The following is a 22,923-nucleotide window of genomic DNA, read 5'->3' as shown; positions in this document are numbered from 1 at the left end:
AGCCGGGTTCGTTCACGCTGCCGCTGGCTTTCACCCACCACAGCCAGCCTTCCGACCCGACGGGGCCAAGCGACGGTAGGCTGCGCGGTATGGATGCCGCCACTTCGGTGTCGGTGGTCATTCCCACACGGAATGACGCCGCCCAGCTGGAGACGTGCCTGGCCCTGCTGTCCGTCCAATCCAGGCCGCCAGGGGAGATCATCGTGGTGGACAACTCCAGCAGCGATGACACTGCTGCCGTCTGCGCAGCGGCCGGAGTGAGGCGTGTGCTGGTGGACCTGCCCGGCATCCCGGCGACGGCGGCTGCCGGGCTTGACGCCGCGGCCGGCTCCATCATCGCCAGGCTCGACGCCGACTCGCGGCCTCCCAGGGACTGGCTGGAGCGCATCGGACAGACCCTCGATGCCTCGCCGCCCCTGACCGCGGTCACGGGCCCAGGGGACTTCTACGGGGGCAACATCCCGGTCCGCCTGGTGGGGCTGCTGCTGCTCCGGGGCGGCTACTTCGGGGCTATCGGCCTCATGCTGGGCCACCCTCCGGTTTACGGCTCAAACTTTGCGCTCCGCCGTGAGGTCTGGGCCGCCATCCGCACTACGGTGGTCCGGGATAACGCCATGGTCCACGACGACATGGACATTTCCTACCGGCTGCCCCCGGATACGGATGTCATTTACGATCCCACACTGAAGGTGGGCGTGTCCGCCCGTCCGTTTGCCACGTGGGCTGCGTTCCGGAAACGGCTGGTCCTGACCCTCGAAACCTTCCGCGTCGAGTTCGAGTACAAGCATCCGCTGCGCCGGCGCGTCGAGCGCTCCCGATGGCGGCGTGATCACCCGCAGGCCGGTACTACCCCTCGGCCGCCCTGGCATAAAGGGCCAGCAGGTCCCGGCTGAGCTGGTGGGGGGACGTTTCGCAGGGGCTGTGGCCGCCCCTGTAGACGCCAATTTTGGCGCGGATGGATTGGGCAAACAGCCGGTGGAGCTGGAGCGGCCACAGATCGTGTTCGCCTACGGCCACGAACTTGGGGAGGGAAGCCTCCGCCAGCCGCTGCCGGACATCCGGAACGTTCTGCATGAGCACGTAGATGTCCCGGACGGAATCGCGGCGGGTGTAGCGGAACCGGTGGTTGACAAACCTCTGCCGCCCAGGGGGCACGTGGGCCACCCTGCCGCTGCGGATGCCCCAGATCAGCAGGGCGGCACCGGCCCGGCCGTTGACCCACGTGCTGAACCGGCCGATCCGGCTGACGCCCTTGAAGCTCTGGCCCGTCTCCGGGGGGCAGCTGAGCAAGGTCAGCGACCTGAAAAGTTCGGGACGCTCCACGTACGCCAGCTGGGCGACGATCCCCCCGAAGGAATAGGCCACAACGTGGACCGGGGTGTTGGTGGTCTCCAGGACTGCAATGAAGTCCGCCACGAAGAGCGGGTAGTCGTAGTGCTTGCGTGGCGGGACCAGGTTCTCGGGGCCCGCCGCCGCCGATTCGTACTGCCCTGCAATGTCGTAGGTCAGGGCAAAGAAGCCGGCGTTGGCAAGGTCCGGCATCATGAGCGAAAAGTCCTCCTTGGAGCCGGTGGCGCCGGGCACCAGGACAATGCTTGGATCGTCCGCGTTTCCCAGCGTCATGGCGGCCAGCTTGCCGCTGGGGACGTCGAGGGTTCGGCGGACAGTCCCGGCCGGGGGAACGAACCAGTCAACGTCGCCAAGGTCGGCATCCAGCAAAGCGGCGGCATCAACTCGGGCCGACCCGAACTCCTCAGGGTTGACCCCGTACGCTCTCTGGTCCGGAACCGCCATGGTCCCAAGATAGTCCAAAGCCGCCGGGCTTAGTCAGGGGCGGGGCGGGACGCCACCTCCCGGACGAAGGCGTGCAGGCGCCGATACACTTCCTGGGATTCCGGGTAATGGTAATCCTGCTGCCAGGTGTGTTCGGTGTTGGCGCTGTCCCATGGATAGATCACTGCATCCACCGGAACGTTGTGCTGTTGAAGCCGCCCGATGAAATTGACGTTCGCCTGATAGAAGTAGTCACGCTCCGAGGTGCTGAGGAACACCGGCGGATGGTTTCCGTCAAGCCACTCAATAGGGGACAGGAAGCCCGCTGCGGCCCTGAGCCGGACCGCCGTCGTGCCTGACGGGGTCCGTCTGTGGCTGCCGGATGCGGGAGTGGACGGTGCCGGAGCCGCCGCCGGCAGGAGCATCCGGACGAAATTGAGGCTGAGGACAAACCCTGCCTCGAAGAACACGGAAAAGTCCACCACGCTGCAGTGTTGAACAAGTCCTCTGAGGTGTGCTGGCGGAACAGCGGGCTCGAGCGAGTAGTGCGCCGCCAGTTCGGGACGCAGGCTGGCAGCGGTGAGCAACGCAGCAATTTGGCCGCCGGCCGAGTCCCCGCCCAGGACCAGGCGCCGGGGGTCTCCGCCGAACCTGCCGATGTTGGCGGCGACCCAGGCCAGGGCGGCGTTAGCATCTTCAAGCACGTGCCCCATGTGGAACCGGGGTGCGTGACGGTAGTTGACGTTGACCACAACCATGCCACCCAGCACTTGGCTGGCGCAGTACTTGGTCAACGCGGCCTTGTCGCCGGACGTCCAGCCCCCACCGTGGAAGTAGACGTAGACGGGAAGCGGCTCCCCGGGACCGGCCCCTCCGCCGGGGGAGTCAGGTGCCGCGTCCAGCGGCGCCAGGACGTCAAGGCGGTGGGCAGGGAGTCCGTCGCCGACGTAGTCGATGTCGTGGGTGTAGGCCACCTCGGTGATGGGATCGGTATTGAACCGCGCCTGCTCGCGTGCCCGGACAGAACGCATCAGGAGCCGCCAGGTCCAGACCGGGACGCGGCGCACTGCATTCCGGGCACTTCGTGCAAAAGGGAAGGCCCTGCCAGTACGTGCGGCCATTGTCATCCCTGCAATTTTACCGCCGGTTGCGAAACCCTACGCCTGGCCGGCTTCAAGGATCCGCCGGGCATCCTCCTGGGCCTGGAGGGCCGGCCCGGTCACCACATCGCCCCTGAGGTGGCCGGCGCCGGCAATCATGCCGCGGAGTTCGGTGAGGGTCAGAGGGGGAGTGGCGGAATGCGCCATGGCGTGGCAGTTAGGGCAGAGGGGAACCAGATCGGATATGGGATCCAAAACGTACCCGCCTTCAAGCGCCGCCGGCGGCACCACATGGTGCACAGCCACTGCTCCTGTGCCTGTTTCGCCATAGGTGGTTTCAAAGGAAAAGCCGCAGGCGGCGCACCCCGTGCCGTGGAAGGCAAGGCATGCCCGGCGGGCATCGGGGTCCCGCTCATAGCGGTTCACCTGGATACTGCTGACTGCGCCAGGGGGAAGGCTTCCGCCGACCACCTGGGCCGGATCCGGCGTCGTCGGTCCCATGTCCCGCCAGAGCCGGCGCAGGACAGGTACGGACGACGGCGGCAAGGCCACCAGGGCATGGCCGTTCGCCTGGGCCCGGAGATCACCAGGGATGGCGTCGCCAAGGGTGCCGGGACGTATTTGTTCGCCGAGCGGGAGCAGTGCGTCGAAGGCGACGGAGACGAACCAGCCGGCGGCGTCGGGATCCCCGCCCTGGTCCGCCTGGCAGGGCTTCGAGGTTACGAACCCGTGGCCAATCAAGCCGCTGGCCGCGTCGTTGCTGCCGTGCACCAGGAGCCAGGCTTCTGTCCCCTCCTCCACGTCGGGACAGGAGTAGAGGGACCAGCGCTTCAGTATCCCGCCACGTAAGGCAACCTGCCCGACGGCGGCAGGGTAGCCCCAGCGGAGCAGGGCGTTGGTATCGCAGCCAAGAATTACCGCAGTCATTGCGCAGCGTTCCGTGGAGAGTGGACAAACCGGTGTTCAGGCAGTGCGGCGCCCATGGTCCAACCTCCCTGGCAACGGATTCATGCGTCGTTCAATTCTCGCCTACGTTGTCATGGCCGTCCACGAATGCGGTTTCCGGGGCGGCCCCACCATTCCGCCCCGGAATCAGCTGCCCCTGCGGGAGACAAGCACCGGCCCTTGCGCGTGGTGCAGGACTGCGTGCGCAGTGGAACCGATGGTCTCCCTGAGGACGCCGCTGCCTTGGGAACCCACTACCACCATCCGCGCTTCCTTGGACGCTTCCAGGATGGTATGCGCAACCGAAGAGCCTGTCATTACCCTGCCCTCAAGGCGAAGCCCAGGCGACATGGTACGGGCGTCGGTGAGGGCGGCTTCAAGGACCTTTCGGGCCTCCGTCCCTGCTTCCTGTGAGTGAGGCCGGGAGTAGCCGGCAGGGAGGTGCCGGACGTGGACCACAGTGAGGGGCGCCTTCCACGCCGAAGCCAACCCGCAGGCGTCTGCCAGCACCGTAGGTGAACCTTCCGCGTCGACGGCAGCGACGACGGGTCCGTCCGGGAAGAAGTCCTGCCGGATCACGGCCACCGGGCAGGCAGCAGCCGCTGCGAGCTCCAGGCTCACCGAGCCCACCAGAAGGCCAAGGAAGCCGCCCAGGCCCCGGCTTCCCACCACCAGCAGGCTTTCCCCGGCAGAAATTTCGACCAGCAGCTTGGCGGGCAAGCCGTGGAGCAGGGTGCTTTTGACCTGAAGGCCCTCTGCTTCCGCGGCCGCATGCGCCACGCCTTCCTCAAGGACGGACTGGGCCGACTGCTCCAGCCCGCTGTTCGACACGCCCGGGACCGGACCGAGGTGCCTGGTCAGCAGCGGCCACAGGGAACAATGCACCACATTCAGGGGAGAGCCAGTGGCACGCGCATGCCGCGCCGCCCAGCGAACGGCGGCCGCAGCCTCGTCCGAGCCGTCATAGCCGGCCACAATGAACCCTGGATGCTGCCTCATATGACTGCGCTCCCGCTAGGGCCGGCTTCACCAGCGGGACCTTCGGCCCTTTGGCGTCCCGCTCCCTGGTTCCATCCTGATTCCATTCTGATTCTAAGTATTGGGGAGGGACATGGGCAGCGTGGTCAGCCGGATCGCCGCAATGATGCTTGCCGTCGCTGCCCTTCTCCTGGGGTTGGCGCCACCAGGCGCGGCAGTGGCACCTGTCGCTGTTGTAGTGGAGGACACGGCGGGGGTGCTCGACCAAAAAACCCTGGTGCCCGCCGTCGAACGCATCCAGTTCTACGAACCCACCAAGGTTGCCGTCTTCACGTACAACGGAAAGGCGGAGGACAACCTGAATGAAGAAGTCCTGAAGTTCGCACGGTCCCGGCATCCGGAGTGGATCAGCGCGGACGGTCAGAAGTGGGCAGACGGGCTGTTCATTTTCGCGCTTGACCCGGTGGGCCGGCATGTGGGGACGTACATGGGCGAGGACCGGAAAGTGTCCCTGGATCAGCGCAGCGGCATCCAGGATGCGTCCAAGGAACTGTTCCGGGATGCACAGTGGACCGACGGCACGGTGGCCGGAATCCGCCGGGCGGCGGAACTGATCAACCAGCCGTGGTACAGGTCCGCAGCGTTCCTGATCGCAGCGTGGGTTGCCGGCGGACTCGTTGTCATGGGGGCGGCCGCATGGCTGACTGTGCGCGCAGTGACCCGGGCAGCCTGCCGCAAACAGATCGAACGCGGGGACCGAAGCTACTCCAGTGTCAGCATGGACCTGGACGTGACGGAATTGAATGCCGCCACCATCCCTGAAGCATCCCGCTACGGCAGCCAGGTCCTGGAGAAGCACCGGACCTTCCTCAGCCGGTACGCCGCTGCCACCGAGCTGTCCAACCAGGTGCACGCACTGGGCAAGCGATCATTGAGCAGACGGAAGAACCTCAGGCTTGCTCGGCAGTTTGCGGACAGCGCCGCCGAACTCGACGCGCTCGATGACGTGATCGCGGACAGCAACGCGCTGCTTAACCGCGCCGCCACGTGGCCAACGGCCTGGGACCGTCAGCTCGCCCCCTTCCGGAAGGACCTGGCCGGACTGGAACAGCTTCTGGCCAAACGCCACGGGCAAGGGGACTCGGCCACGGCCACGGCGCTGCGGTCCTTCCGGGACGGAAGCCTGCGGGAAACAGAACAGTGGACGGCAGAACTCGCCGACGGTCGGATCACACCGGAAAAGGCCCTGGACCGCCTCTACGAGGCACGGACCCGGCTCTCAGGATTGCTGGAGAACCACGCTGAAACCGTGATCCAGGGCTTCGCCCGGAATGAGCGCGAAGCACGCCTGATGCGCGAACAAATGGACACCGCCCACGAGGGGCTGGAGCACCGCCGGGGACGGACCTACGAACCGAGCATCCTGGGCACCGTATATCCGTCGTACCAGTTCTTCACGGTGGCCACCTTCAACTCCGGCTTCAGCACCGGAGTGACCAGCGTCAACTCAGCCAGAGGCGGTGGCAGCACCACCGGGTACGGCAGCAGCGGCGGAAGCTTCTCCGGCTCCGGCAGCTCCTCGGGCTTTTAGCCCCTCCCCGGCAGTGCCGTGTCAGGCCACGCCAAGGGCCCCCAGCCGGCGGGAGGCGCGGCGCACCGCATACCGCGGGTGGGGTGCCGGAGCCAGGACAATTGCGGGAGGCGGCGGGGCAACGTCACGTATCAGTCCCGTTCCTGCGCACTCCCGTACTTCTGCTATGGCTGCGGCCGCTGCCTGCTTATCAGTGAACTGCCCGGAAACCGCCAGGACGTGCCCATCCGGCATGACCAGCCGGAACCGGATCTTGGATTCTTCATCAATAAACAGTTCGAACGTACCTGCCATATGCCTGTTCTCTCCTCAGCGATCCTGCCGCCGCCGACTTCATTGTGGGCGGCGGGCTGGCCGACTTCCGGTCCAGCAATCCGGGACGCACAACCCCAGCCACGGTGCATCTTCCGGCCCCACCACCCTCTCAAACCAGGCCGCCCCGCTTTTAGGGACCAAAGTCCCTGATCGTCGCCGGCCTATGAGTTCGACCGCCCTCAGGCGTCGGGGCGGCGCAGGCGGATCAGCGCGATTCCGGTGGCGGTGAACCACGCCCACAGCAGGATTCCGTAGCCCCAGCCGCCGCCATGAAGCGGTCGCTGAGGTACACCAGATTGAGCGAACCGCGGCTGCTCACCGGAACGGCAAGCAGGAGGGCCCACGGCAGGGCGCCAAAGACCAGCGCGATCATCGACAGGCTCTTCCGGAAGGGGTACAAGGCCACGAAGAGGGCGGCGAAAACAATCACCGGGAGGATGTTCGGCAGGATCCACAGGACCTGCTCTGCCACGTAGTTCGTCTTGTGTGCCGCGATGAATTCCAGCGTAGCCGCCCCGCCGTGAACCGGTGGAGGAGCAAGGAAATCGAGCACCAGGGCAGCCACGAGCAGGAGCACGAAAAGGATCGACGACGCCCCTGCGGCGCCGTAGAGGAGACTCCAGCCGTTCTGGGCCCCAGGCCGTCCGATGCCTTCCGGAGTCCCGTCAGTCTCCGGCCGATGGCTGGTCATGATGAACCCTGCCTGCACATGGCTGCAGCGTGCCACCGGCCGGATGGGAGGGACAGTGTCTTTGGGCCCGGTCAACCGGGTTTATGCCGCAAATTGTCTGTTCAAAGTGTGGGCGCCGGCCGCCGGCGTCCGGCTGCCGGTGACCAAGGACCCTGGGCCGCCGTCCCGGTCACTGGCACAATGCTGCCTTGGAAGATCGTTGCGTCCGCCCGGAGGAAGACATGTCCACAACTGGCCGCCTGCCAGGCCACGGCGCGGAGGAACGGCTCCGGATTGAGCTTGAAGATGCCGCATCGCGGAAATGGTGGGCCCGCATCTTCTACACCCTCGGCTCCCAGTACGGTCGCACGCAGCTGCAGTTCGTGGGAAGGACGGAGGACGGCACGCGACTTTACGCCAGCGACACCTTTCCCGGGCCGCCCCTCAACCGCACTCCTCCGGAAGAAGCCTGGGCTCCTGGCCTTGAGGCCAGCCTCAAGAAATTGCGGCAGGAAATTGCCCGCGACGGATGGCATGAGACAAGCCGCGGCACCCAGCCCTGGGAACTCACGTTCAGCCGCCAGAGGACGTCGTAGGCCCTCAGTCGTAGGCCCCCACCAGGGTCCCGGTCAGGCGACAGGCCAGACTACCCGGGTCTGCCATGTGGCGGGGTCAGGCTGCTGTTCGGGGTCGGTCAGGTAGTACTCCCACATGCTGTCGGCAGGCGCCGCCCCTTCAGCAGCCATGCGTTCCCGGATGGCGTCGTATGTGGTGCCCAGGGTGTCGTACGGGCCCGTGTGGACGGCTTCGAAGGCATCCGCGTCCGGAAGCGTTCCGCTGGCCACCTCGCCGGTACCGTGGAAGTTACCCGCGACGGGAAACCCTGCCTCGACGTCAACGGTTTCGCCCGGCATTCCGTGGTAGCGTGCAAACGGCGGCCCGGCCGGGCTGGCACCCTGCATCTGGACCGCGGCCATGACGGCCCCGAATGCCCGGCCGAAGAAACCCGTCAGCGCATCCATGGGAACCCGTTCACGGACCACGGCAACTGGTTGTTCGGTGATATGGATCTTCTGCGGCTGGTCATTTTCAGTCATGGCACCAGCGTGGACGTGCCGCCTGCCGCCTGACAGGGCCACAGGGCCCTGGAATGCACACGGATCAGGCAGCGGCGTCGTACGCCGCCAGCATCCGGTCGCGCACCTCGGCGTCGAGCTGTGAAGTGTCCGTGAGCTCCAGGTGGTGCATCCACGTTCCCGGCGACGGATGGACAACCTGTTTGAAGCGTGGCGAGTCAAGGTGCCGGGGCAGGGCGAGGGACAGGACCAGCGGAACAGGGAGTTTACGTACACCCCCGGCCGCCAGAGGTAGGCATATCCACGGCGCCGGCGGAAGGAAATCTGGCTCTTGCTGACCCGGACCTCATGGGCCCCAGTTCCTTATCATCCCCGGGCGGCGGCGGCTGGCGCAGGGCGGGGCCAAATGCCCTAGCCCGGCCGCCGGGATCCGGGTAGGTTCGGCTCTATGCGCCATGACCGTCGCCATCCCCCTGGACGTGGGGCTGAATGAGGAGACAAGCGGCGCCGCCCACGGCAGCGGGCCGGAGCCCGGGCACTTCTGATGCCCAGGCGCAAGCCATGTCCCCCGCGGAAAAAGGCCTGGACTTCGTCAGGCGGTATCCCGTTGTTGCTTTGACCGGCCTGATCCTGGTGGCTGCGCTGGTCCTGCTGCAATCCGGCCTGGGCGGGGAGGCCCGGGTCCTCGCCTCGGCTTACGCCGCTGTGATCGTGGTGGTCCGTGCGGCCGGCATGCTCCGCGCGTTGCGGGAGGGACGCTGGGGGATTGACCTGCTGGCCCTGATGGCCATTGCGAGCACGGTTGCCGTGGGCGAGTACCTGGCTGCCCTGGTGGTAATCCTGATGCTCACCGGCGGCGAAGCACTGGAGAACTTTGCCCAGGGCCGTGCTGCCCGGGAACTCCGGTCCCTGCTGGACCGGGCACCCCGCTTCGCGCACCGTGAAGGAGCCACCGGAGTACTCGAGGAGACGCCCATCGGTGACGTTGTTCCCGGGGACGTGCTGGTGGTCCGCCCCTCCGAACTGGTACCCGTGGATGGTGAACTCCTCTCAGACTCAGCGAGCCTGGATGAATCGTCGCTGACGGGAGAGAGCCTTCCCGTCGAGCGCACCAGGGGCCAGCAGCTGCTCAGCGGTGCGGTGAACGGTGTGGCGGCCATCCGGCTGAAGGCAGCCGCCTCCGCCGCGGACTCGCAGTACAGCCGCATCATCGCATTGGTCGAGGAGGCGTCCAACAGCCGGGCCCCGGTGGTCCGGCTGGCCGACCGCTACGCCGTTCCCTTTACGATCCTCGCCCTGGCCATGGCCGGCACCGCCTGGTTCCTGTCCGGCGAGCCGCTCCGCTTCGCCCAGGTGCTGGTGGTGGCCACCCCGTGCCCGCTCCTGATCGCCGCCCCCGTGGCGTTCCTGGCAGGTACCAGCCAGGCAGCCCACAAGGGCATCATCATCAAGAACACCAGGACTCTCGAACAGCTTGCAAAGGCGCAGTCAGCGGTCTTCGACAAAACCGGCACGCTCACCTCCGGTCACCCTGTCCTGGATGAGATCCGCCTGGCCCCGGGCCACGGCGAAACACTGGGCAGCCGGAAGGTCCTCCAGTTGGCTGCTTCGGCGGAGCAGTACTCGTCGCATGTCCTGGCAGCTTCGGTCATCGAAGCCGCTGCGGCAGCCAACCTCGATCTCCTCCCGGTGACGCACGCCACGGAGAGCGCCACGCACGGGGTGGAGGCTGTATGTGGCGGCCGCCAGGTGGTGGTGGGAAAGGCGGGCCTGGTGCGAAGCTCGTCCAGCGGATTCAGGGACGCAGCCGTCCACAGCGGCCAGCTGGCCGTCCACGTTGCGGTGGACGGCCAGTATGCGGGCGCACTGGTCATGAAGGATCCGCTGCGCGGCAATGCCGTGGACACCCTCGCCGGCCTGCGACGCCTTGGCGTGAACAACACCATGCTGCTGACTGGGGATGCGAGCGCCACGGCCGCGCACATCGCCGAAGAATCCGGCATCGGCCATGTCCAGGCTGAATGCCTTCCCGAGGACAAAGTCAACACGGTGGCCGCGATCCGGGAACGGCCGGTCCTCATGGTCGGTGACGGTGTGAACGATGCTCCCGTCCTGGCAGCGGCGGACGTGGGGATCGCGATGGGGGCCAAAGGGGCCACAGCGGCGAGCGAGTCGGCCGACGTCGTGATCATGCTCGATGATCTGTCCAAGGTGGCCCAGGCCGTGGCCATCGGCAAGCGGACCATGGCCGTGGCACTGGTGAGTATTTGGACCGGCATAGGGCTGAGCGTTGTCCTGATGGCCATAGCCATGACCGGGTACATTCCTGCCGTGGCCGGCGCCCTCCTGCAGGAGCTGGTGGACCTGGCAACGATCCTGAACGGTCTCCGGGCCCTCCACGGGGCCGACCGGAAACTGAAGCCGCGGGGGCTGCCGCCGGCATGACTTTTGGCCCTTCCCGGGCCGGCCCCCCGGCGGGATCGTGGTCTCCATGAATGCAGACACAGCGGCCAAACCTGTCATCGTGGGAGTGGACGGCTCAGAGTATTCGTCCGCCGCACTCCGGTACGCAGGCATGCTGGCATTCCGCCCGGAGACCCGGCTCGAAGTCATCTCATGCGTTGGGATGCCGGACTACCTGGTGACGTCCCGCCTTGAAGGAGCAGACCGGCAGTTCACTGCACGGCTGGAAGACGCTGCCCGGCGCCTTGTCGATGATGCGCTGGGGCGCGCCTTCTCCGGGGAACGCCCGGAAGGCATCGACGTGACCATCAAATTCGGGCCGCCGGCGAAGGTATTGGTGGATGAAAGCCGCCGTGCCCGGATGCTGGTGGTGGGCAGGCACGGCGAAGGCGGACTGCTCAAGTCCTCCATGGGCTCGGTCAGCAAAGCCTGCGCTGCCCACTCCACCTGTCCTGTGGTCCTGGTGGGCCAGGAGGCGGACGCCGTGTGAGGACTGTCGAGGGCCTGAGCTCCGAACGGGCAGCACAGCTGCTGAAGCAGGCGGGCCCCAATCAGCTTCCCGTGGAGAAACCCGTCCCGCAGTGGCGGAAGCTCTGGGGGGAGATGACGCACTTCTTCGCCCTCATGCTGTGGTGCGCCGCCGCGCTGGCCTTCATTGCAGACATGCCGCAACTTGGCGTGGCGATCGTCGTCGTCGTCATCGTCAACGGGGTCTTCGCCCACATCCAGCAAGAACGCGCCCAGCATGCCGCAGCCAGGCTGCGGGGGCTGCTGCCCGCCGATGTGATGGTCCGCCGGGACGGGACGGTCCAGAAAGTCCATGCCAGCGAACTGGTGGTTGATGACCTGGTGCTGCTGGGCGCCGGTGACCGCGTGCCGGCGGACGTGTTCCTTCTTTCGGCGTCGGCCTGCGCGGTGGATGAGTCCATGCTGACTGGTGAAAGCGATCCTGTGGCCAAAAACGCGGGGGACGGGGCGTGGGGTGGCACCTTCTTTGTTAACGGCTATGCAGAAGCCGCTGTTACCGCCACGGGGGCCAGGACCAGGCTGGCAGGGATTGCAGCACTGACCAGCGGGGCTGTTTCGCCCCCCACCCCGCTCGCACTGGAACTGCGCCGGATCGTCCGGGTCACCGCGGGTATGGCCCTGGGCATCGCTGCGGTCTTCTTCATGGCATCACTGCTGGTGGGCTTCCAGTGGCGCGATTCATTCCTGTTTTCCATCGGCGTTGCCGTCGCCCTTGTCCCGGAAGGACTCCTGCCTACCGTCACGCTGTCCCTGGCCATGGGGGCCCAGCGCATGGCGTCCCGGAATGGACTGGTACGCAACCTGGAAGCCGTGGAAACCCTGGGCTCGACCACATTCATCTGCACGGACAAAACAGGAACGCTGACGCAGAACCGGATGAACGCCGTCGAGGTCGTCACCGCCGCCGGGACAGTGGGCATCACTGGCGAGGGGTATGCGCCCACCGCTGATGTCCAGGGAACCGGTGTGGAACGTGCCGCCCAGGCGGCGCTCGCAGCGCGAACGGCTTCGCAGGGGAGGGCTGAACTGCACAACGGGCAGTGGCGCGCCCAGGGTGACCCGATGGAAGCGGCAATCGACGCCCTGGCCCGCCGGCTGGCAGGATCGGAGTCCGCTCCTGTTCCATCGCGGCGCCTGCCGTTCGATCCGGTTCGGCGCCGCGAATCCGCCCTTGTGGGGCCTGACCTGTTCTGCAAAGGCGCCCCCGAGACGGTGCTGCCGGTCTGTGAATCCGTGCCCGGACCGATCAAGGAACAGGTGGAGGAGATGGCGGCGCACGGCCTGCGCGTCATCGCCGTGGCCAGGCGGCGGCTTACGGGGAATCCGGAAGCCTGGCTCGCCGGCACGGCGGCTGAACTTGAAACAGGACTGGAGCTGTTGGGCCTGATCGGACTGCAGGACCCGCCCCGGCCCGATGTGGGAAACGTGATCCGAACGGCGCGAAAAGCGGGAGTGAAAGTCGCCATGATCACCGGCGACCACCCGGGCACGGCGGCCGCCATTGCACGGCAGATAGGGCTGATCGGCGCCCCTGAATACGTGCTGGAAGGCGCGGACCTGCCAGAGGATGAGCAGATGCTCGGCGCACTCCTGGACCGTGACGGGGTTGTGGTCAGCAGGGTCTCGCCGGAGCAGAAGCTCCGCGTCGCCAAGGCCCTCCAGTCCAGGGGGCACGTGGTGGCCATGACCGGTGACGGCGTCAACGACGGGCCGGCGCTTCGCGAGGCAGACATCGGCGTTGCCATGGGCCTGAGCGGAACCGACGTTGCCCGCGAAGCCGCGGACCTGGTCCTCCTCGATGACCATTTCGGCACCATCGTCTCCGCCATCGAACAGGGCAGGGCCACGTACGCCAACATTCACCGGTTCCTGACCTACCACCTCACCGACAACGTGGCGGAGCTGACCCCCTTCGTCATTTGGGCGCTCTCCGGCGGCAGGTTCCCCCTCGCCCTGGGTGTCCTCCAGATCCTCGCCCTGGACATCGGTACGGACCTGCTGCCGGCGCTGGCACTTGGCGCAGAACCGCCGGGCCACCGCGTCCTCGCCCGGCCACCCGAGCGGCGGCACCTGATGGACCGGCGGCTCATCATCCGGGTTTTCTGCATCCTGGGCCCCGTGGAGGCTGCCATGGAGATGGCCGTGTTCTCCACTGTCCTGGCCGGCGGTGGCTGGGCCCGGGGAGAGCTTCCGGCCGCGGGGCTGCTGATGGCCGCCTCCGGAGCCGCCTTCACCGCCGTCGTCCTGGGCCAGCTCGCCAACGCCTTTGCCTGCCGGAGCGCCACAGTGCCGCCGTGGAAACTGGGCTGGGGAACCAACATGCTCCTGGTATGGGCCGTGCTGGGCGAACTGGCCGTCCTCGCCGTGTGCCTGTTCGTGCCCTACCTCGCTACCCTGCTGGGCCAGGCCCCGCCACCCCCACTGGGCCTCGCGCTGGCCCTCCTCGCGGCCCCCGCCGTCCTGTTGGCAGACTGGATCCATAAGGCGGTCCGCGCCCGGCTGCGCCGCGCCTGACGGGATCCGGGCGCCGGGGGGCGCCGGGACCAAAGACTCTGCTGGCCCCTTCCACCGGAGACCAGAATCAAGCCATGAGCGCCGCCGCAGAAACTTCCCTGGCCAATGCCAACGTCAAGTGGTTCGAAGACACCGGCATTTCCGACATCCCCTCAGTAGGCGGCAAGAACGCCTCCTTGGGGGAACTGAGCCGTGCGCTGCAATCCGCGGGCGTGAGGGTGCCCGAGGGGTTCGCCACCACCGCCGGCGCGTACCGCGCCTTCCTCGCTGCCAACAACCTGGAGCCACGGATCAGGGACTACATGGAGGAACAACGCTCCGGGAGGGCAACGCTCCGCCAGACGGGGGCAGCAATCCGGGAGCTGTTCCTGCAGGCGGCCTTCCCCGAGGACATCGCCGCCGACATTCAGGAGCATTACCGTGCGCTGTGCGGGCGGGCCGGCCAGGCACAAGCCTCCGTTGCGGTCCGCAGCAGCGCCACGGCAGAGGACCTCCCGGATGCAAGCTTCGCCGGCCAGCAGGAAACCTTCCTCAATGTGGCCGGGGAACGGGCCGTGCTGGATGCCTGCAGGCGCTGCTACGCCTCCCTGTTCACGGACCGGGCCATCAGCTACCGGGAAATGAAAGGCTATGACCATCTGGACGTGGCACTGTCCGTCGGCGTCCAGCGGATGGTCCGTTCAGACCTTGGCGCCGCCGGAGTGATGTTCTCGATCGACACAGAATCCGGATTCCCGGGCGTTGTGGTGATCAGCGCCGCCTGGGGGCTGGGCGAGACGGTTGTCCAGGGCACCATCAATCCTGACAAATACCAGGTATTCAAACCACTCCTGGCCGACCCGCGCTTCAGTCCGGTCATCGAACGGGAGGTGGGGGCCAAGGAACGCAAGATGGTCTACAGTCAGGGCGGCGATGCCAGGACCCGCATGGTGGAGACTACCGGGCGGGAGCAGCGCTCGCTGGTGCTCGATGACCGGGAGATCGTCCTGCTGGCCCGGTGGGCCGTCGCCGTGGAGGAGCATTACGGGCGCCCGATGGACATGGAGTGGGCCAAGGACGGCATCACCGGCGAGCTCTTCATGGTGCAGGCCAGGCCCGAGACCGTCCAGGCCCGCAGGAGCGCGTCGACTTTCCGGACGTACCATCTTGCACAGCCCGGAAGGATCCTGGCCACCGGGGCGGCCATCGGCGATGCCATCGCACGCGGTCAGGCGTGCGTGGTCAAGGACGCCAGGGACATCGAATCTTTCGTGGATGGTTCCGTGCTTGTCACCCGGATGACCGATCCGGACTGGGTGCCCGTCATGAAGCGGGCCGCGGGCATCATCACGGACCATGGCGGCCCCACCAGCCACGCGGCCATCGTCAGCCGCGAACTGGGCGTGCCCGCCGTCGTGGGTACCCGCAACGCCACGGAGACGCTGTCCAACGGCGTCCCGGTCACCCTGTCCTGCGCGGAAGGCGAAGAAGGCCGCGTCTATGAGGGGCTGCTGGACTTCTCCGTGGAAGAGGTGGACATGGAAACCCTCCCCGCCACCCGCACCGGCGTGATGATCAACATCGCCAGCCCGGCCGCCGCCTTCAAGTGGTGGCGGCTGCCGGCCGCCGGCGTGGGCCTGGCCCGGATGGAGTTCATCATCAACAACCTGATCCGCATCCACCCCATGGCCCTCGTCCACCCGGAAAAGGTTGCAGATCCGGAAGAAGCGGCACTCATCGGAGAGCTGACCAGCGGCTACGAGGACCCGCAGGAGTACTTCATTGACGTGCTGGCCACGGGCATCGCCAAGATCGCCGCTCCCTTCCACCCCAAACCGGTGATCGTCCGGCTCAGCGATTTCAAAAGCAACGAATACAGCCACCTGATAGGCGGCAGCGCCTTCGAGCGTCCCGAGGAGAATCCCATGCTGGGGTTCCGGGGTGCATCCCGCTACTACAGCAGCCATTACCGTGAGGGTTTCGCGCTGGAGTGCAAAGCCCTCAAACGCGTGCGGGAGAAGGCAGGATTCGGCAACGTAATCGTCATGGTTCCCTTCTGCCGCACCGTGGCAGAAGCCGACAAGGTCATCCAGGCGATGGAGGAGCAGGGATTGGTCCGGGGCCCCGAAGGGCTGCAGGTGTACATGATGTGCGAGGTCCCCTCCAACGTGGTTCTGGCAGAGGAGTTTGCCAAGCGCTTTGACGGGTTCTCCATTGGTTCCAACGACCTCACGCAGTTGGTGCTCGGGGTGGACCGCGACTCGGAGGAACTCGCGGGATTGTTCGATGAGCGGGACCCTGCCGTGATGGCCATGATCGCCCAGGCGATCAGCAAGGCCCATGCCGCCGGCATCAAAATCGGCATCTGCGGCCAAGGGCCCAGCAACCATCCGGACCTGGCGGAGTTCCTGGTCAGCCAGGGGATCGACTCCGTGTCCCTGAACCCCGATACCTACATCCGGACGCTGCCGGTGATAGCGGCAGCAGAGGCAAGGGCAGCTTCGGTGCAGGCGCACCAGCGGAGCTAGGACGGGCACGACCCCAGGAGCACGCAGGGAACTGTGTGGGCAAAGGCACCCCGGTGCCCACAAAAAAGTGCCCGGCTCCGAAGGGGCAATCCCCCACGGAGCCAGGCACCGGCGTCGTACCGTTGCGGCCCTCAGCCCCTGGTGATGGGGATCTTGGATCCACCGGATGCCTGCTCCTGAGCCGGCAGCGGAGCCCGGACTTCGAGGAGGCCGTCCTTGTAGAACGCGGTGATGTCGCTTTGCTGCACCCCGCCGGGCAGCGGAATCCGGCGCATGAAGGAACCGTAACGGAACTCGGACCTGTAGCTGTCCTTGTCCTTTTGCTCCGTCTTTTCCTGGCGCTCCGCCTTGATGGACAGCACGCCGTCGGCGACTGTCACATCAACATCCTTCTCGGGATCTATCCCGGGCAGCTCTGCCCGCACTACGAGCGTGTTGCCGTCCACCATCTCCTCGACCTTTATGGCCGAGCTGCCCATATCGCCCTCGAAAAGCCGCTCGATGACATCGATGGGGGAACGGCGCGTGTCGAACCATCTCATCAGGTCAGTCATTCCTGCCTCCTGCTCATGTCGAAGCCGGACCATCGCGTTGCCCGGCAGTTCCACCATCCGCTTCGGGCGGGGCTGCTTCCAGAGTCAAAGGTCCCAGCCCCTTCCGTGCGGCACTTCGGGGAGGACGGCGGGCATAACGGCCGGCCAGCTCCACCGCCAGGCACCCTGCGGCAGAAACCACAACGGCCAGGACCAGCAGGCCGGGCGGCGGCCAGTCCACCCGGAAGAAGTCCTGCGCCAACGGAACGGTGAACAGCAGGGCAAGTCCCGCATACATGCCGGCAAGGATCAGTCCCTTGGCCAGATTAAGGGGCCGTGATGCCACCACCAGGACCCACGCCGCCACCAGGCCCAGGGTGAGGGTGGCCGCGGACTGCACCGAGTCAGGGGTGTGTCCGCCCCAGGTCTGGGCGTAGCCGCTGACCACCAGGACGCACAGGGCTGTGCAGATACCCGCCGGCACGGCAAAGGCAAGTGAACGCCGGAGGAAGCCCGGCGCATACCTCTGCCCCCCGGGCTGCAGGGCCAGGAAGAACGCCGGCAAACCGATGGTCAGGCCGTCCAGGGCGGACAGCTGCCGCGGCAGGAACGGAAATGCCAACAAAAGGACGCCCATCACGACGGAGATGACGGTGGCGTATACGGTCTTGCTGAGGAAGACCAGGGAGACGCGCTCGATGTTGCTGATGGCCCGGCGTCCTTCGTCCACCACCGCAGGCAACCGCTCGAACCTGCCGTCCAGGAGGACCATGCGGGCCACGGCCTTGGTGGCAGGGGAGGCCGAATCCATGGCGATGCCCAGGTCCGCCTCCTTCAGTGCCAGGACGTCATTCACCCCGTCCCCGGTCATTGCCACGGTGTGTCCGCGCCGCTTCAGGGCCAGGACCAGGTCCCGTTTCTGTGACGGCGTCACGCTTCCAAAGAGGCTGTGGGACTCCACCGTTTCCTCCAGTTGGTGCGGATCGCCGGGAAGGGTCCGCGCGTCATAGGCCATCCCGGGGCCAAAGCCCAGGCCGCGCGCCAGTGCGGCGACAGTCCGGGGATCATCGCCCGAGATGATCTTCACGCTTACCCCCTGCTCCCGGAAGTAGTCGAGCGTGGCGGCAGCGTCCTTGCGGATCGATTCCCGGAAGGTCAGCAGGATCACCGGCACCAGGCCCGGCGGTATGCCCGGCTCTGCCGCGTCCGGCGGCAGCGGACCCGGCAGATGGGCCAGTGCCAGGGTCCGGCGGCCGCTGGCGGCAAGGGCCACGGCTTTCCCGTGCGCGTCGGCGCAGCCGGGAGCACCCAGCACGGCATCCGGTGCTCCCAGGATCCAGGTCCCCGGGGCGGCGGAATCCGCCCTGAAGGTCACCGAACTCCACTTCCGCGCGGACGAGAACGCCACCGAGCCCTGCTCGTGCAGCGGAGCCTGCACCGCAAAGGCAGCCCCGATTGCCGCCGCCGTGCTGCTGGCCTCCGCATTCGCACCGAACCACTCCAGCGCGTGCCGCCACCCGGCCGCCGGTGACCTCCCGGCGTCGTGGAGGGCGTCGAAGACCACGGTTCCGGAGGACAACGTGCCGGTCTTGTCCAGGCAGAGGACATCGACCCGTGCCAGCACTTCCACCGCGGCAAGTTCCTGGATCAGGACTTTTTGGCGGGCAAGACGCAGCCCTCCTACGGCAAAAGCCACACTGGTCATCAGCAGCAGCCCCAGGGGGATCATGGCCATGATGCCCGCAACGGCTCCCACAACCGCCGGAATCCACCGTCCTGATTCCATGGCACCGGCCCAGCCGCCCTGGTCCTGCATCTGCGCATTCGTTAGCAGCAGGGCGGTGGGAAGAAGAAGCCACGTAATAACGGTAAATACCTTTTCCAGGCCCCTGCGGATCTCGGACGTGACCAGGGAAAAGCGCCGGGCTTCGGCCGCCAGGCGGTAAGCGAACGTGTCAGGCCCCACCCGGCTTACGGTGGCCCTGCCGTGGCCTGCAAGGATGAGGGACCCTGACAGCAAAATGGCGCCGGCCTGTTTGGGGACGGGCTCGGATTCGCCGGTCAGCAGGGACTCGTCCACCTCAAGCGGGCCGCCTTCCAGGAACAGCAGGTCCGCCGTGACCTGGTCTCCCGCATTGAGCACCACAAGATCGTCGGGCACCAGTTCGTCAGAGGAAATGGTCTCCCGGGATCCGTTCCGGATCACAGTGTTGCTGGCAGCCTGGAGAATCGCCAGTTGATCCAGGGATCGCTTGGCCCGGTATTCCTGGATGATGCCAATCAGCGAATTGCTGATGGCGGACAACCCAAAGAGCGCATCCCGCCACTGCCCGAGGACCAGCAGCAGGATGAAGCACCCGCCCACCACGCTGTTGAAAAGGTTGAAGACGTTCGCCCTGACAATCTCACCGATGCTCCTGCTGGTTGCCGTGGGCACGCTGTTGACGCGGCCGGCATCCACGCGCTCCCGCACCTCGTCGGTGGAGAGCCCGTCCCGGGCATGGTTGTCGTCCAGGCCCGGGACGGAAGCCCCGTTGTCCCCGGCCAGGGTCACGGCGCGGCCTGGTTGCCGGCCCCGTCAATCGCCGTGCTGTTGCTTGTTCATGCGGGTGATGACCGTAGGGCACGGTGGCTGTGTCAGCACAGCATGCGCCGTACTGCCCAGGAAGAACCTTTCGAAGCCACCCTTGCCACGGCTGCCCAGGACCAGCAGCCGCGCGCCCGCAGCAGCACGGAGCAGGGCATCCGCCGGCTCCAGGACCGTCTCCATCACGGTACGAACCACGAGATCGGGATAGTCCTGCCGAAGGCCCGCCTCCGTTTCGGACAGCACGATCCGTTCCTCCTCCACCACGTGGGTGGCAAAACTGCTCTGTGGAAGCCCGGCCGCAATCCAGCGGTTGGGACCGGTGAAGGCGTAAAGGACCGTCAGTTCCTCCCCGAGCGCGTCTGCTTCGGCGGCCGCAAACGCCACTGCCTGCGTCGCTTCCCGTGACCCGTCCACACCTACCACGATGCCGCGGCCGTGCTCCTGGTCGGCTCCGATGACCGCTACCGGGCACTCCGCTGTGGCGGCCGCCTGGAGTGCCCGGTCGGTCAGGGCGCCGCGCGTGTGGCCGCTGGTGCCCAGCACCAGCATGGAGGCGTTTTTGGAGTAGTCGCCCAAAGCTGCGCCAACTCCTCCTTCAAGCAATTGGAGGGTGACCTGCAGGCCGGGTTCGGCTGCTGTGGCCTTCTCACCGGCTTCCTTCAACAGGCCCAGCCCCGATTCGCGAAGGACTTCAAGATAGGGAAGAACCTCCGCCGCCATCCAGCGGTCGTCCACCACATTGACGACGGCGAGGGGAAGCTTGAGCCTGTTGGCCCGGGCTGCTGCCCATAACAGGGCCGCATTGGATGCCGGCGTGTCAGTGATGCCGACGGCGATTGGCTGGGCAGGTGCCATGGTGGACCATCCTTTGTGGCTGGGGCTGAAGGTTTCGGTGTGGACGGAGGCGGACTTGCCGATGCCGGGTCAGTCCGCGGCGGGCTCCCGGGGCGGCCACCAGTGGGTTGGTGCTGCGATGACGAACCGCCGGCCGCTGATTTCCTGCGGCGTGATCCGGATCAGGACGTTCTTCTGGCCGGGTTGCCACGGGGACAGGCCCGCATCCATGGCGTCCCTGGTTTCCTCAGCATCAGTCACCACCACGGCATGCCCCTTCAGGATGACGCTCCAGGCGATGGTCCCGTACTGGTTCATCCCGTCTGTCTCCACGGCCACCGCATGCCGTCCGGCCAGGGTGGCAAGCTTGGTCCCTTCACCGGTCCGGATCAGCAATGTGCCGTTAGTGGGCACGAAGTTCACCGGATAGTTCTCAACGGACTCCCCGTCGCTGAACGCGATCCTGCAAAGGGACGTTGACCGAAGGTACCGCCAGCAATCGTGGACCCCGAGTTCCTTGATTTCCGGTTCTGCCGCTGCACTGTTCATGGCCGTAGCCTAGGGCCGCCAGCCGCCAGGGGATAGGGAAGAAGGTCCCGCGGCCCCGCAGCCCCCCTATTCCGGAAGTATTTAGGAGTATTTTTGCCCTTGCACTCCTAGACTTAGACGCAAAGCGCCTTCATTCTCTGGTGAAGGTGGATATGGGGGCGGAGGCCGGCACTTCCGTTTCGGGACTTTGATCGTGCCAGGAATCCGCAGCGCCGCAGGTTCCTGCCGCAGGAGGTGGAACGTGAGCACTGGGCGGCCCTGGCGCTCTCCGGCAACGGATGGGGTGGAAGACACGGTGGGCGGATTCACCCCCAGTGGGGACGAACCTCTGGATACGCAGGAACGGATCAACGGCTTACTGGCCGCGGTAGTGGCACTTGCCGAGGACCTGAGCCTCGAAGCCGTCCTGGACCGTCTTGTACGGTCCGCCTGCGTCCTCGTGCGCGCAGGCTACGGTGCGTTGGGGGTCATCGGCGAAGACCGGAAACTGAGCCACTTCATCACCGTGGGAATTGACGACGCGGGCATCCGTTCCATCGGTGACCTCCCCACGGGGCACGGCGTGCTGGGCCTGTTAATCCGTGAGCCAAGGCCGCTGCGCCTCCACGACCTTGGCCAGCACCCCATAGCTTCCGGTTTTCCCCCAAACCACCCGCCCATGCGGACCTTCCTGGGCGTGCCGGTCCGGGTCAGGGACGAGGTCTTTGGAAACCTCTACCTGACAGAGAAGCAGGGCGGGGAAGACTTTACCGCCGAAGACGAGGACCTTGCCGTGGCCCTGGCTGCGGCAGCGGGGGTAGCGATCCAGAACGCCCGCCTGTTTGAGGACAGCAGCCGGCGGCAGAAGTGGCTCGAGGCCGGCATGGAGCTGAGCAGCAGGTTGATCATGGCGCCCCATCCCGGCGGGGCTGACAACCTGGATATTGTCGCGGAAACGGCGTTGGAGGTGTCGGATTCGGCCCTGGCTGTGGTGGCTGTGCCGGGCAGCGACGGTGTGCTTCGCTGCCGTTCCTGCCTGGGAGTGCAGGGGCTCCAGGCGGGCCAGGAACTGATGGTGTCACCTGCTGTGTCCGGCGTCGTTGAGCGCGGGGGGTCCCTTGTGGCCAAGGACCCGCGGCAGGTCTTCGAAGATGAGGTGGCAGGCAAGCTCGGCTCGGTCCTCGTGTGCTCCCTGGGGCACGGCAACATCCACAACGGGGTCCTGCTGCTGGCGCGCCCCCATGGAACTGCCATGTTCACCCAATCCGAGGCGGACTCGGGTGCCATTTTCGGCAGCCGGATCGGGCTTGCACTGGACCTGGCGCGCGTGAATGCGCTGCGCGAACAGAACCTGCTCTTCACCGACCGGGAACGGATCGCCCGAGACCTCCATGACCTGGTTATCCAGCGCCTCTTCGCTGCCGGACTGAGCATTCAAAGCCTGCGCCGTTACACCCTGGACCCTGTGGCCAACGAACGCATCGCCGCCGTGACCGGAGAGCTCGACGACACCATCCGTGAGCTGCGGGACACGATCTACTCGCTCCGCTCGGCAGATGAGGAACACGAACCGCTGACGGGCCGGATGCTGCGGGTGGTCCGCGAAAACTCGCGCAGTTACGCCCTGACCCCCAGGGTTTCCCTGGACGGCCCCGTGGATTCGATCAGCGAGGACGTTGCGGTCCACCTGCTGTCAGTGCTCTCGGAGGGGCTCAGCAACGCGCTGCGGCACTCGGGCGCGGACGACATCGACGTCACTGTTGCCGTAGGTGCGGACGCCGGGCGGCGTGGGGACCGGGTGCAACTCCATATCAGCGACAATGGCCGGGGCTTCAGCGACCCTGCCCGGGTAAGCGGCCTCGCCAACATGCGCCACCGCGCTGAACTTCTGAAAGGCAGTTGCACGATCGACAGCGTGCCCGGCAGGGGAACGACCCTGGCCTGGTCCGTCCCGCTCCCCTAAATTCCGCGGCCCGGC

Annotated in this window: 20 protein-coding genes; 8 read left to right on the top strand and 12 right to left on the bottom strand. The window is 66.5% G+C overall.

Going from position 1 to position 22,923, the window contains the following annotated elements:
- Positions 1–89 precede the first annotated feature (89 nt).
- Positions 90–893: a glycosyltransferase family 2 protein gene (locus tag VXJ37_RS08815; RefSeq protein WP_331322661.1), complete on the top strand. Its 804-nt coding sequence runs from the start codon at positions 90–92 to the stop codon at positions 891–893.
- Here the strand turns inward: VXJ37_RS08815 and VXJ37_RS08810 are convergent.
- The 4 genes from VXJ37_RS08810 to VXJ37_RS08795 all read right to left on the bottom strand — a co-directional run bounded on the left by VXJ37_RS08810 (position 847) and on the right by VXJ37_RS08795 (position 4,817).
- Positions 847–1,794: an alpha/beta fold hydrolase gene (locus VXJ37_RS08810; protein WP_331322660.1), complete on the bottom strand. Its 948-nt coding sequence runs from the start codon at positions 1,792–1,794 to the stop codon at positions 847–849. The genes VXJ37_RS08815 and VXJ37_RS08810 overlap by 47 nt on opposite strands.
- 29 nt (positions 1,795–1,823) lie before the next feature.
- Positions 1,824–2,900, bottom strand: a complete 1,077-nt coding sequence (locus VXJ37_RS08805; protein ID WP_331322659.1) for an alpha/beta hydrolase — start codon at positions 2,898–2,900, stop codon at positions 1,824–1,826.
- 30 nt (positions 2,901–2,930) lie between these two features.
- On the bottom strand, positions 2,931–3,800 hold the full coding sequence (locus VXJ37_RS08800) for an HNH endonuclease (RefSeq protein ID WP_331322658.1): 870 nt from the start codon (positions 3,798–3,800) through the stop codon (positions 2,931–2,933).
- A gap of 165 nt (positions 3,801–3,965) precedes the next feature.
- The gene (locus VXJ37_RS08795) at positions 3,966–4,817 is read right to left on the bottom strand and encodes a universal stress protein (protein WP_331322657.1); all 852 of its coding nucleotides are present in this window, start codon (positions 4,815–4,817) and stop codon (positions 3,966–3,968) included.
- 112 nt (positions 4,818–4,929) lie between these two features.
- On the opposite strand from VXJ37_RS08795, the gene VXJ37_RS08790 reads away from it, so the two are divergent.
- Positions 4,930–6,387, top strand: a complete 1,458-nt coding sequence (locus tag VXJ37_RS08790) for a DUF5129 domain-containing protein (RefSeq protein WP_331322656.1) — start codon at positions 4,930–4,932, stop codon at positions 6,385–6,387.
- A 21-nt stretch (positions 6,388–6,408) separates the two neighbouring features.
- Here VXJ37_RS08790 and VXJ37_RS08785 read toward each other — a convergent pair whose 3' ends face one another.
- On the bottom strand, positions 6,409–6,681 hold the full coding sequence (locus VXJ37_RS08785; protein ID WP_331322655.1) for a YegP family protein: 273 nt from the start codon (positions 6,679–6,681) through the stop codon (positions 6,409–6,411).
- A 226-nt stretch (positions 6,682–6,907) separates the two neighbouring features.
- Positions 6,908–7,393 carry a hypothetical protein gene (locus VXJ37_RS08780; RefSeq protein ID WP_331322654.1) on the bottom strand — a complete coding sequence of 162 codons (486 nt, stop codon included), beginning with the start codon at positions 7,391–7,393 and terminating at the stop codon, positions 6,908–6,910.
- Positions 7,394–7,614: 221 nt separating this feature from the next.
- Here VXJ37_RS08780 and VXJ37_RS08775 point away from each other — a divergent pair, with 221 nt between their 5' ends.
- On the top strand, positions 7,615–7,968 hold the full coding sequence (locus VXJ37_RS08775) for a hypothetical protein (RefSeq protein WP_331322653.1): 354 nt from the start codon (positions 7,615–7,617) through the stop codon (positions 7,966–7,968).
- Positions 7,969–8,001: 33 nt separating this feature from the next.
- Here VXJ37_RS08775 and VXJ37_RS08770 read toward each other — a convergent pair whose 3' ends face one another.
- Together VXJ37_RS08770 and VXJ37_RS08765 are read right to left on the bottom strand one after the other, a co-directional pair.
- The gene (locus VXJ37_RS08770; protein ID WP_331322652.1) at positions 8,002–8,469 is read right to left on the bottom strand and encodes a GyrI-like domain-containing protein; all 468 of its coding nucleotides are present in this window, start codon (positions 8,467–8,469) and stop codon (positions 8,002–8,004) included.
- Positions 8,470–8,533: 64 nt separating this feature from the next.
- Complete coding sequence (locus tag VXJ37_RS08765) at positions 8,534–8,683, bottom strand: DUF5655 domain-containing protein (RefSeq protein WP_331322757.1); 150 nt, start codon at positions 8,681–8,683, stop codon at positions 8,534–8,536.
- Positions 8,684–9,009: 326 nt separating this feature from the next.
- On the opposite strand from VXJ37_RS08765, the gene VXJ37_RS08760 reads away from it, so the two are divergent.
- The 4 genes from VXJ37_RS08760 (at position 9,010) to ppsA (ending at position 16,460) form a co-directional block, all read left to right on the top strand.
- Complete coding sequence (locus VXJ37_RS08760; protein ID WP_331322651.1) at positions 9,010–10,893, top strand: heavy metal translocating P-type ATPase; 1,884 nt, start codon at positions 9,010–9,012, stop codon at positions 10,891–10,893.
- Positions 10,894–10,939: 46 nt separating this feature from the next.
- Positions 10,940–11,401, top strand: a complete 462-nt coding sequence (locus VXJ37_RS08755; RefSeq protein WP_331322650.1) for a universal stress protein — start codon at positions 10,940–10,942, stop codon at positions 11,399–11,401.
- Entirely contained in the window at positions 11,398–13,953 is a 2,556-nt protein-coding gene (locus VXJ37_RS08750; RefSeq protein ID WP_331322649.1) for a cation-translocating P-type ATPase, read from the top strand. Before VXJ37_RS08755 ends, VXJ37_RS08750 begins: the two co-directional genes overlap by 4 nt.
- A 74-nt stretch (positions 13,954–14,027) precedes the next feature.
- The gene (gene ppsA / locus VXJ37_RS08745; protein ID WP_331322648.1) at positions 14,028–16,460 is read left to right on the top strand and encodes a phosphoenolpyruvate synthase; all 2,433 of its coding nucleotides are present in this window, start codon (positions 14,028–14,030) and stop codon (positions 16,458–16,460) included.
- 131 nt (positions 16,461–16,591) lie between these two features.
- On the opposite strand, the gene VXJ37_RS08740 is transcribed toward ppsA, so the two are convergent.
- The 4 genes from VXJ37_RS08740 to VXJ37_RS08725 all read right to left on the bottom strand — a co-directional run bounded on the left by VXJ37_RS08740 (position 16,592) and on the right by VXJ37_RS08725 (position 20,966).
- Positions 16,592–17,014, bottom strand: coding sequence for an Hsp20/alpha crystallin family protein (locus VXJ37_RS08740; RefSeq protein ID WP_331322647.1), 423 nt, complete (start codon positions 17,012–17,014; stop codon positions 16,592–16,594).
- A gap of 13 nt (positions 17,015–17,027) precedes the next feature.
- Entirely contained in the window at positions 17,028–19,541 is a 2,514-nt protein-coding gene (locus tag VXJ37_RS08735; RefSeq protein WP_440589792.1) for an HAD-IC family P-type ATPase, read from the bottom strand.
- A gap of 30 nt (positions 19,542–19,571) precedes the next feature.
- Positions 19,572–20,438, bottom strand: a complete 867-nt coding sequence (locus VXJ37_RS08730) for a universal stress protein (protein WP_331322644.1) — start codon at positions 20,436–20,438, stop codon at positions 19,572–19,574.
- A 69-nt stretch (positions 20,439–20,507) separates the two neighbouring features.
- Complete coding sequence (locus VXJ37_RS08725) at positions 20,508–20,966, bottom strand: pyridoxamine 5'-phosphate oxidase family protein (protein ID WP_331322643.1); 459 nt, start codon at positions 20,964–20,966, stop codon at positions 20,508–20,510.
- A gap of 241 nt (positions 20,967–21,207) precedes the next feature.
- On the opposite strand from VXJ37_RS08725, the gene VXJ37_RS08720 reads away from it, so the two are divergent.
- Complete coding sequence (locus VXJ37_RS08720) at positions 21,208–22,908, top strand: GAF domain-containing protein (protein ID WP_440589788.1); 1,701 nt, start codon at positions 21,208–21,210, stop codon at positions 22,906–22,908.
- The last annotated feature ends 15 nt before the right edge of the window (positions 22,909–22,923 follow it).

The sequence above is a fragment of the Pseudarthrobacter phenanthrenivorans genome (assembly GCF_036455295.1).
In the GTDB taxonomy this organism is placed as follows: Bacteria; Actinomycetota; Actinomycetes; order Actinomycetales; family Micrococcaceae; genus Arthrobacter; species Arthrobacter phenanthrenivorans_C.
This window is presented reverse-complemented; position numbering and strand designations above follow the sequence as displayed.

Excerpts from the sequence above, each read along its gene's own strand:
- VXJ37_RS08815 (WP_331322661.1), top strand. The coding sequence starts at position 90 with ATGGATGCCGCCACTTCGGTGTCGGTGGTCATTCCCACACGGAATGAC.
- VXJ37_RS08810 (WP_331322660.1), bottom strand. The coding sequence starts at position 1,794 with ATGGCGGTTCCGGACCAGAGAGCGTACGGGGTCAACCCTGAGGAGTTC.
- VXJ37_RS08805 (WP_331322659.1), bottom strand. The coding sequence starts at position 2,900 with ATGACAATGGCCGCACGTACTGGCAGGGCCTTCCCTTTTGCACGAAGT.
- VXJ37_RS08800 (WP_331322658.1), bottom strand. The coding sequence starts at position 3,800 with ATGACTGCGGTAATTCTTGGCTGCGATACCAACGCCCTGCTCCGCTGG.
- VXJ37_RS08795 (WP_331322657.1), bottom strand. The coding sequence starts at position 4,817 with ATGAGGCAGCATCCAGGGTTCATTGTGGCCGGCTATGACGGCTCGGAC.
- VXJ37_RS08790 (WP_331322656.1), top strand. The coding sequence starts at position 4,930 with ATGGGCAGCGTGGTCAGCCGGATCGCCGCAATGATGCTTGCCGTCGCT.
- VXJ37_RS08785 (WP_331322655.1), bottom strand. The coding sequence starts at position 6,681 with ATGGCAGGTACGTTCGAACTGTTTATTGATGAAGAATCCAAGATCCGG.
- VXJ37_RS08780 (WP_331322654.1), bottom strand. The coding sequence starts at position 7,393 with ATGACCAGCCATCGGCCGGAGACTGACGGGACTCCGGAAGGCATCGGA.
- VXJ37_RS08775 (WP_331322653.1), top strand. The coding sequence starts at position 7,615 with ATGTCCACAACTGGCCGCCTGCCAGGCCACGGCGCGGAGGAACGGCTC.
- VXJ37_RS08770 (WP_331322652.1), bottom strand. The coding sequence starts at position 8,469 with ATGACTGAAAATGACCAGCCGCAGAAGATCCATATCACCGAACAACCA.
- VXJ37_RS08760 (WP_331322651.1), top strand. The coding sequence starts at position 9,010 with ATGTCCCCCGCGGAAAAAGGCCTGGACTTCGTCAGGCGGTATCCCGTT.
- VXJ37_RS08755 (WP_331322650.1), top strand. The coding sequence starts at position 10,940 with ATGAATGCAGACACAGCGGCCAAACCTGTCATCGTGGGAGTGGACGGC.
- ppsA (WP_331322648.1), top strand. The coding sequence starts at position 14,028 with ATGAGCGCCGCCGCAGAAACTTCCCTGGCCAATGCCAACGTCAAGTGG.
- VXJ37_RS08740 (WP_331322647.1), bottom strand. The coding sequence starts at position 17,014 with ATGACTGACCTGATGAGATGGTTCGACACGCGCCGTTCCCCCATCGAT.
- VXJ37_RS08730 (WP_331322644.1), bottom strand. The coding sequence starts at position 20,438 with ATGGCACCTGCCCAGCCAATCGCCGTCGGCATCACTGACACGCCGGCA.
- VXJ37_RS08725 (WP_331322643.1), bottom strand. The coding sequence starts at position 20,966 with ATGAACAGTGCAGCGGCAGAACCGGAAATCAAGGAACTCGGGGTCCAC.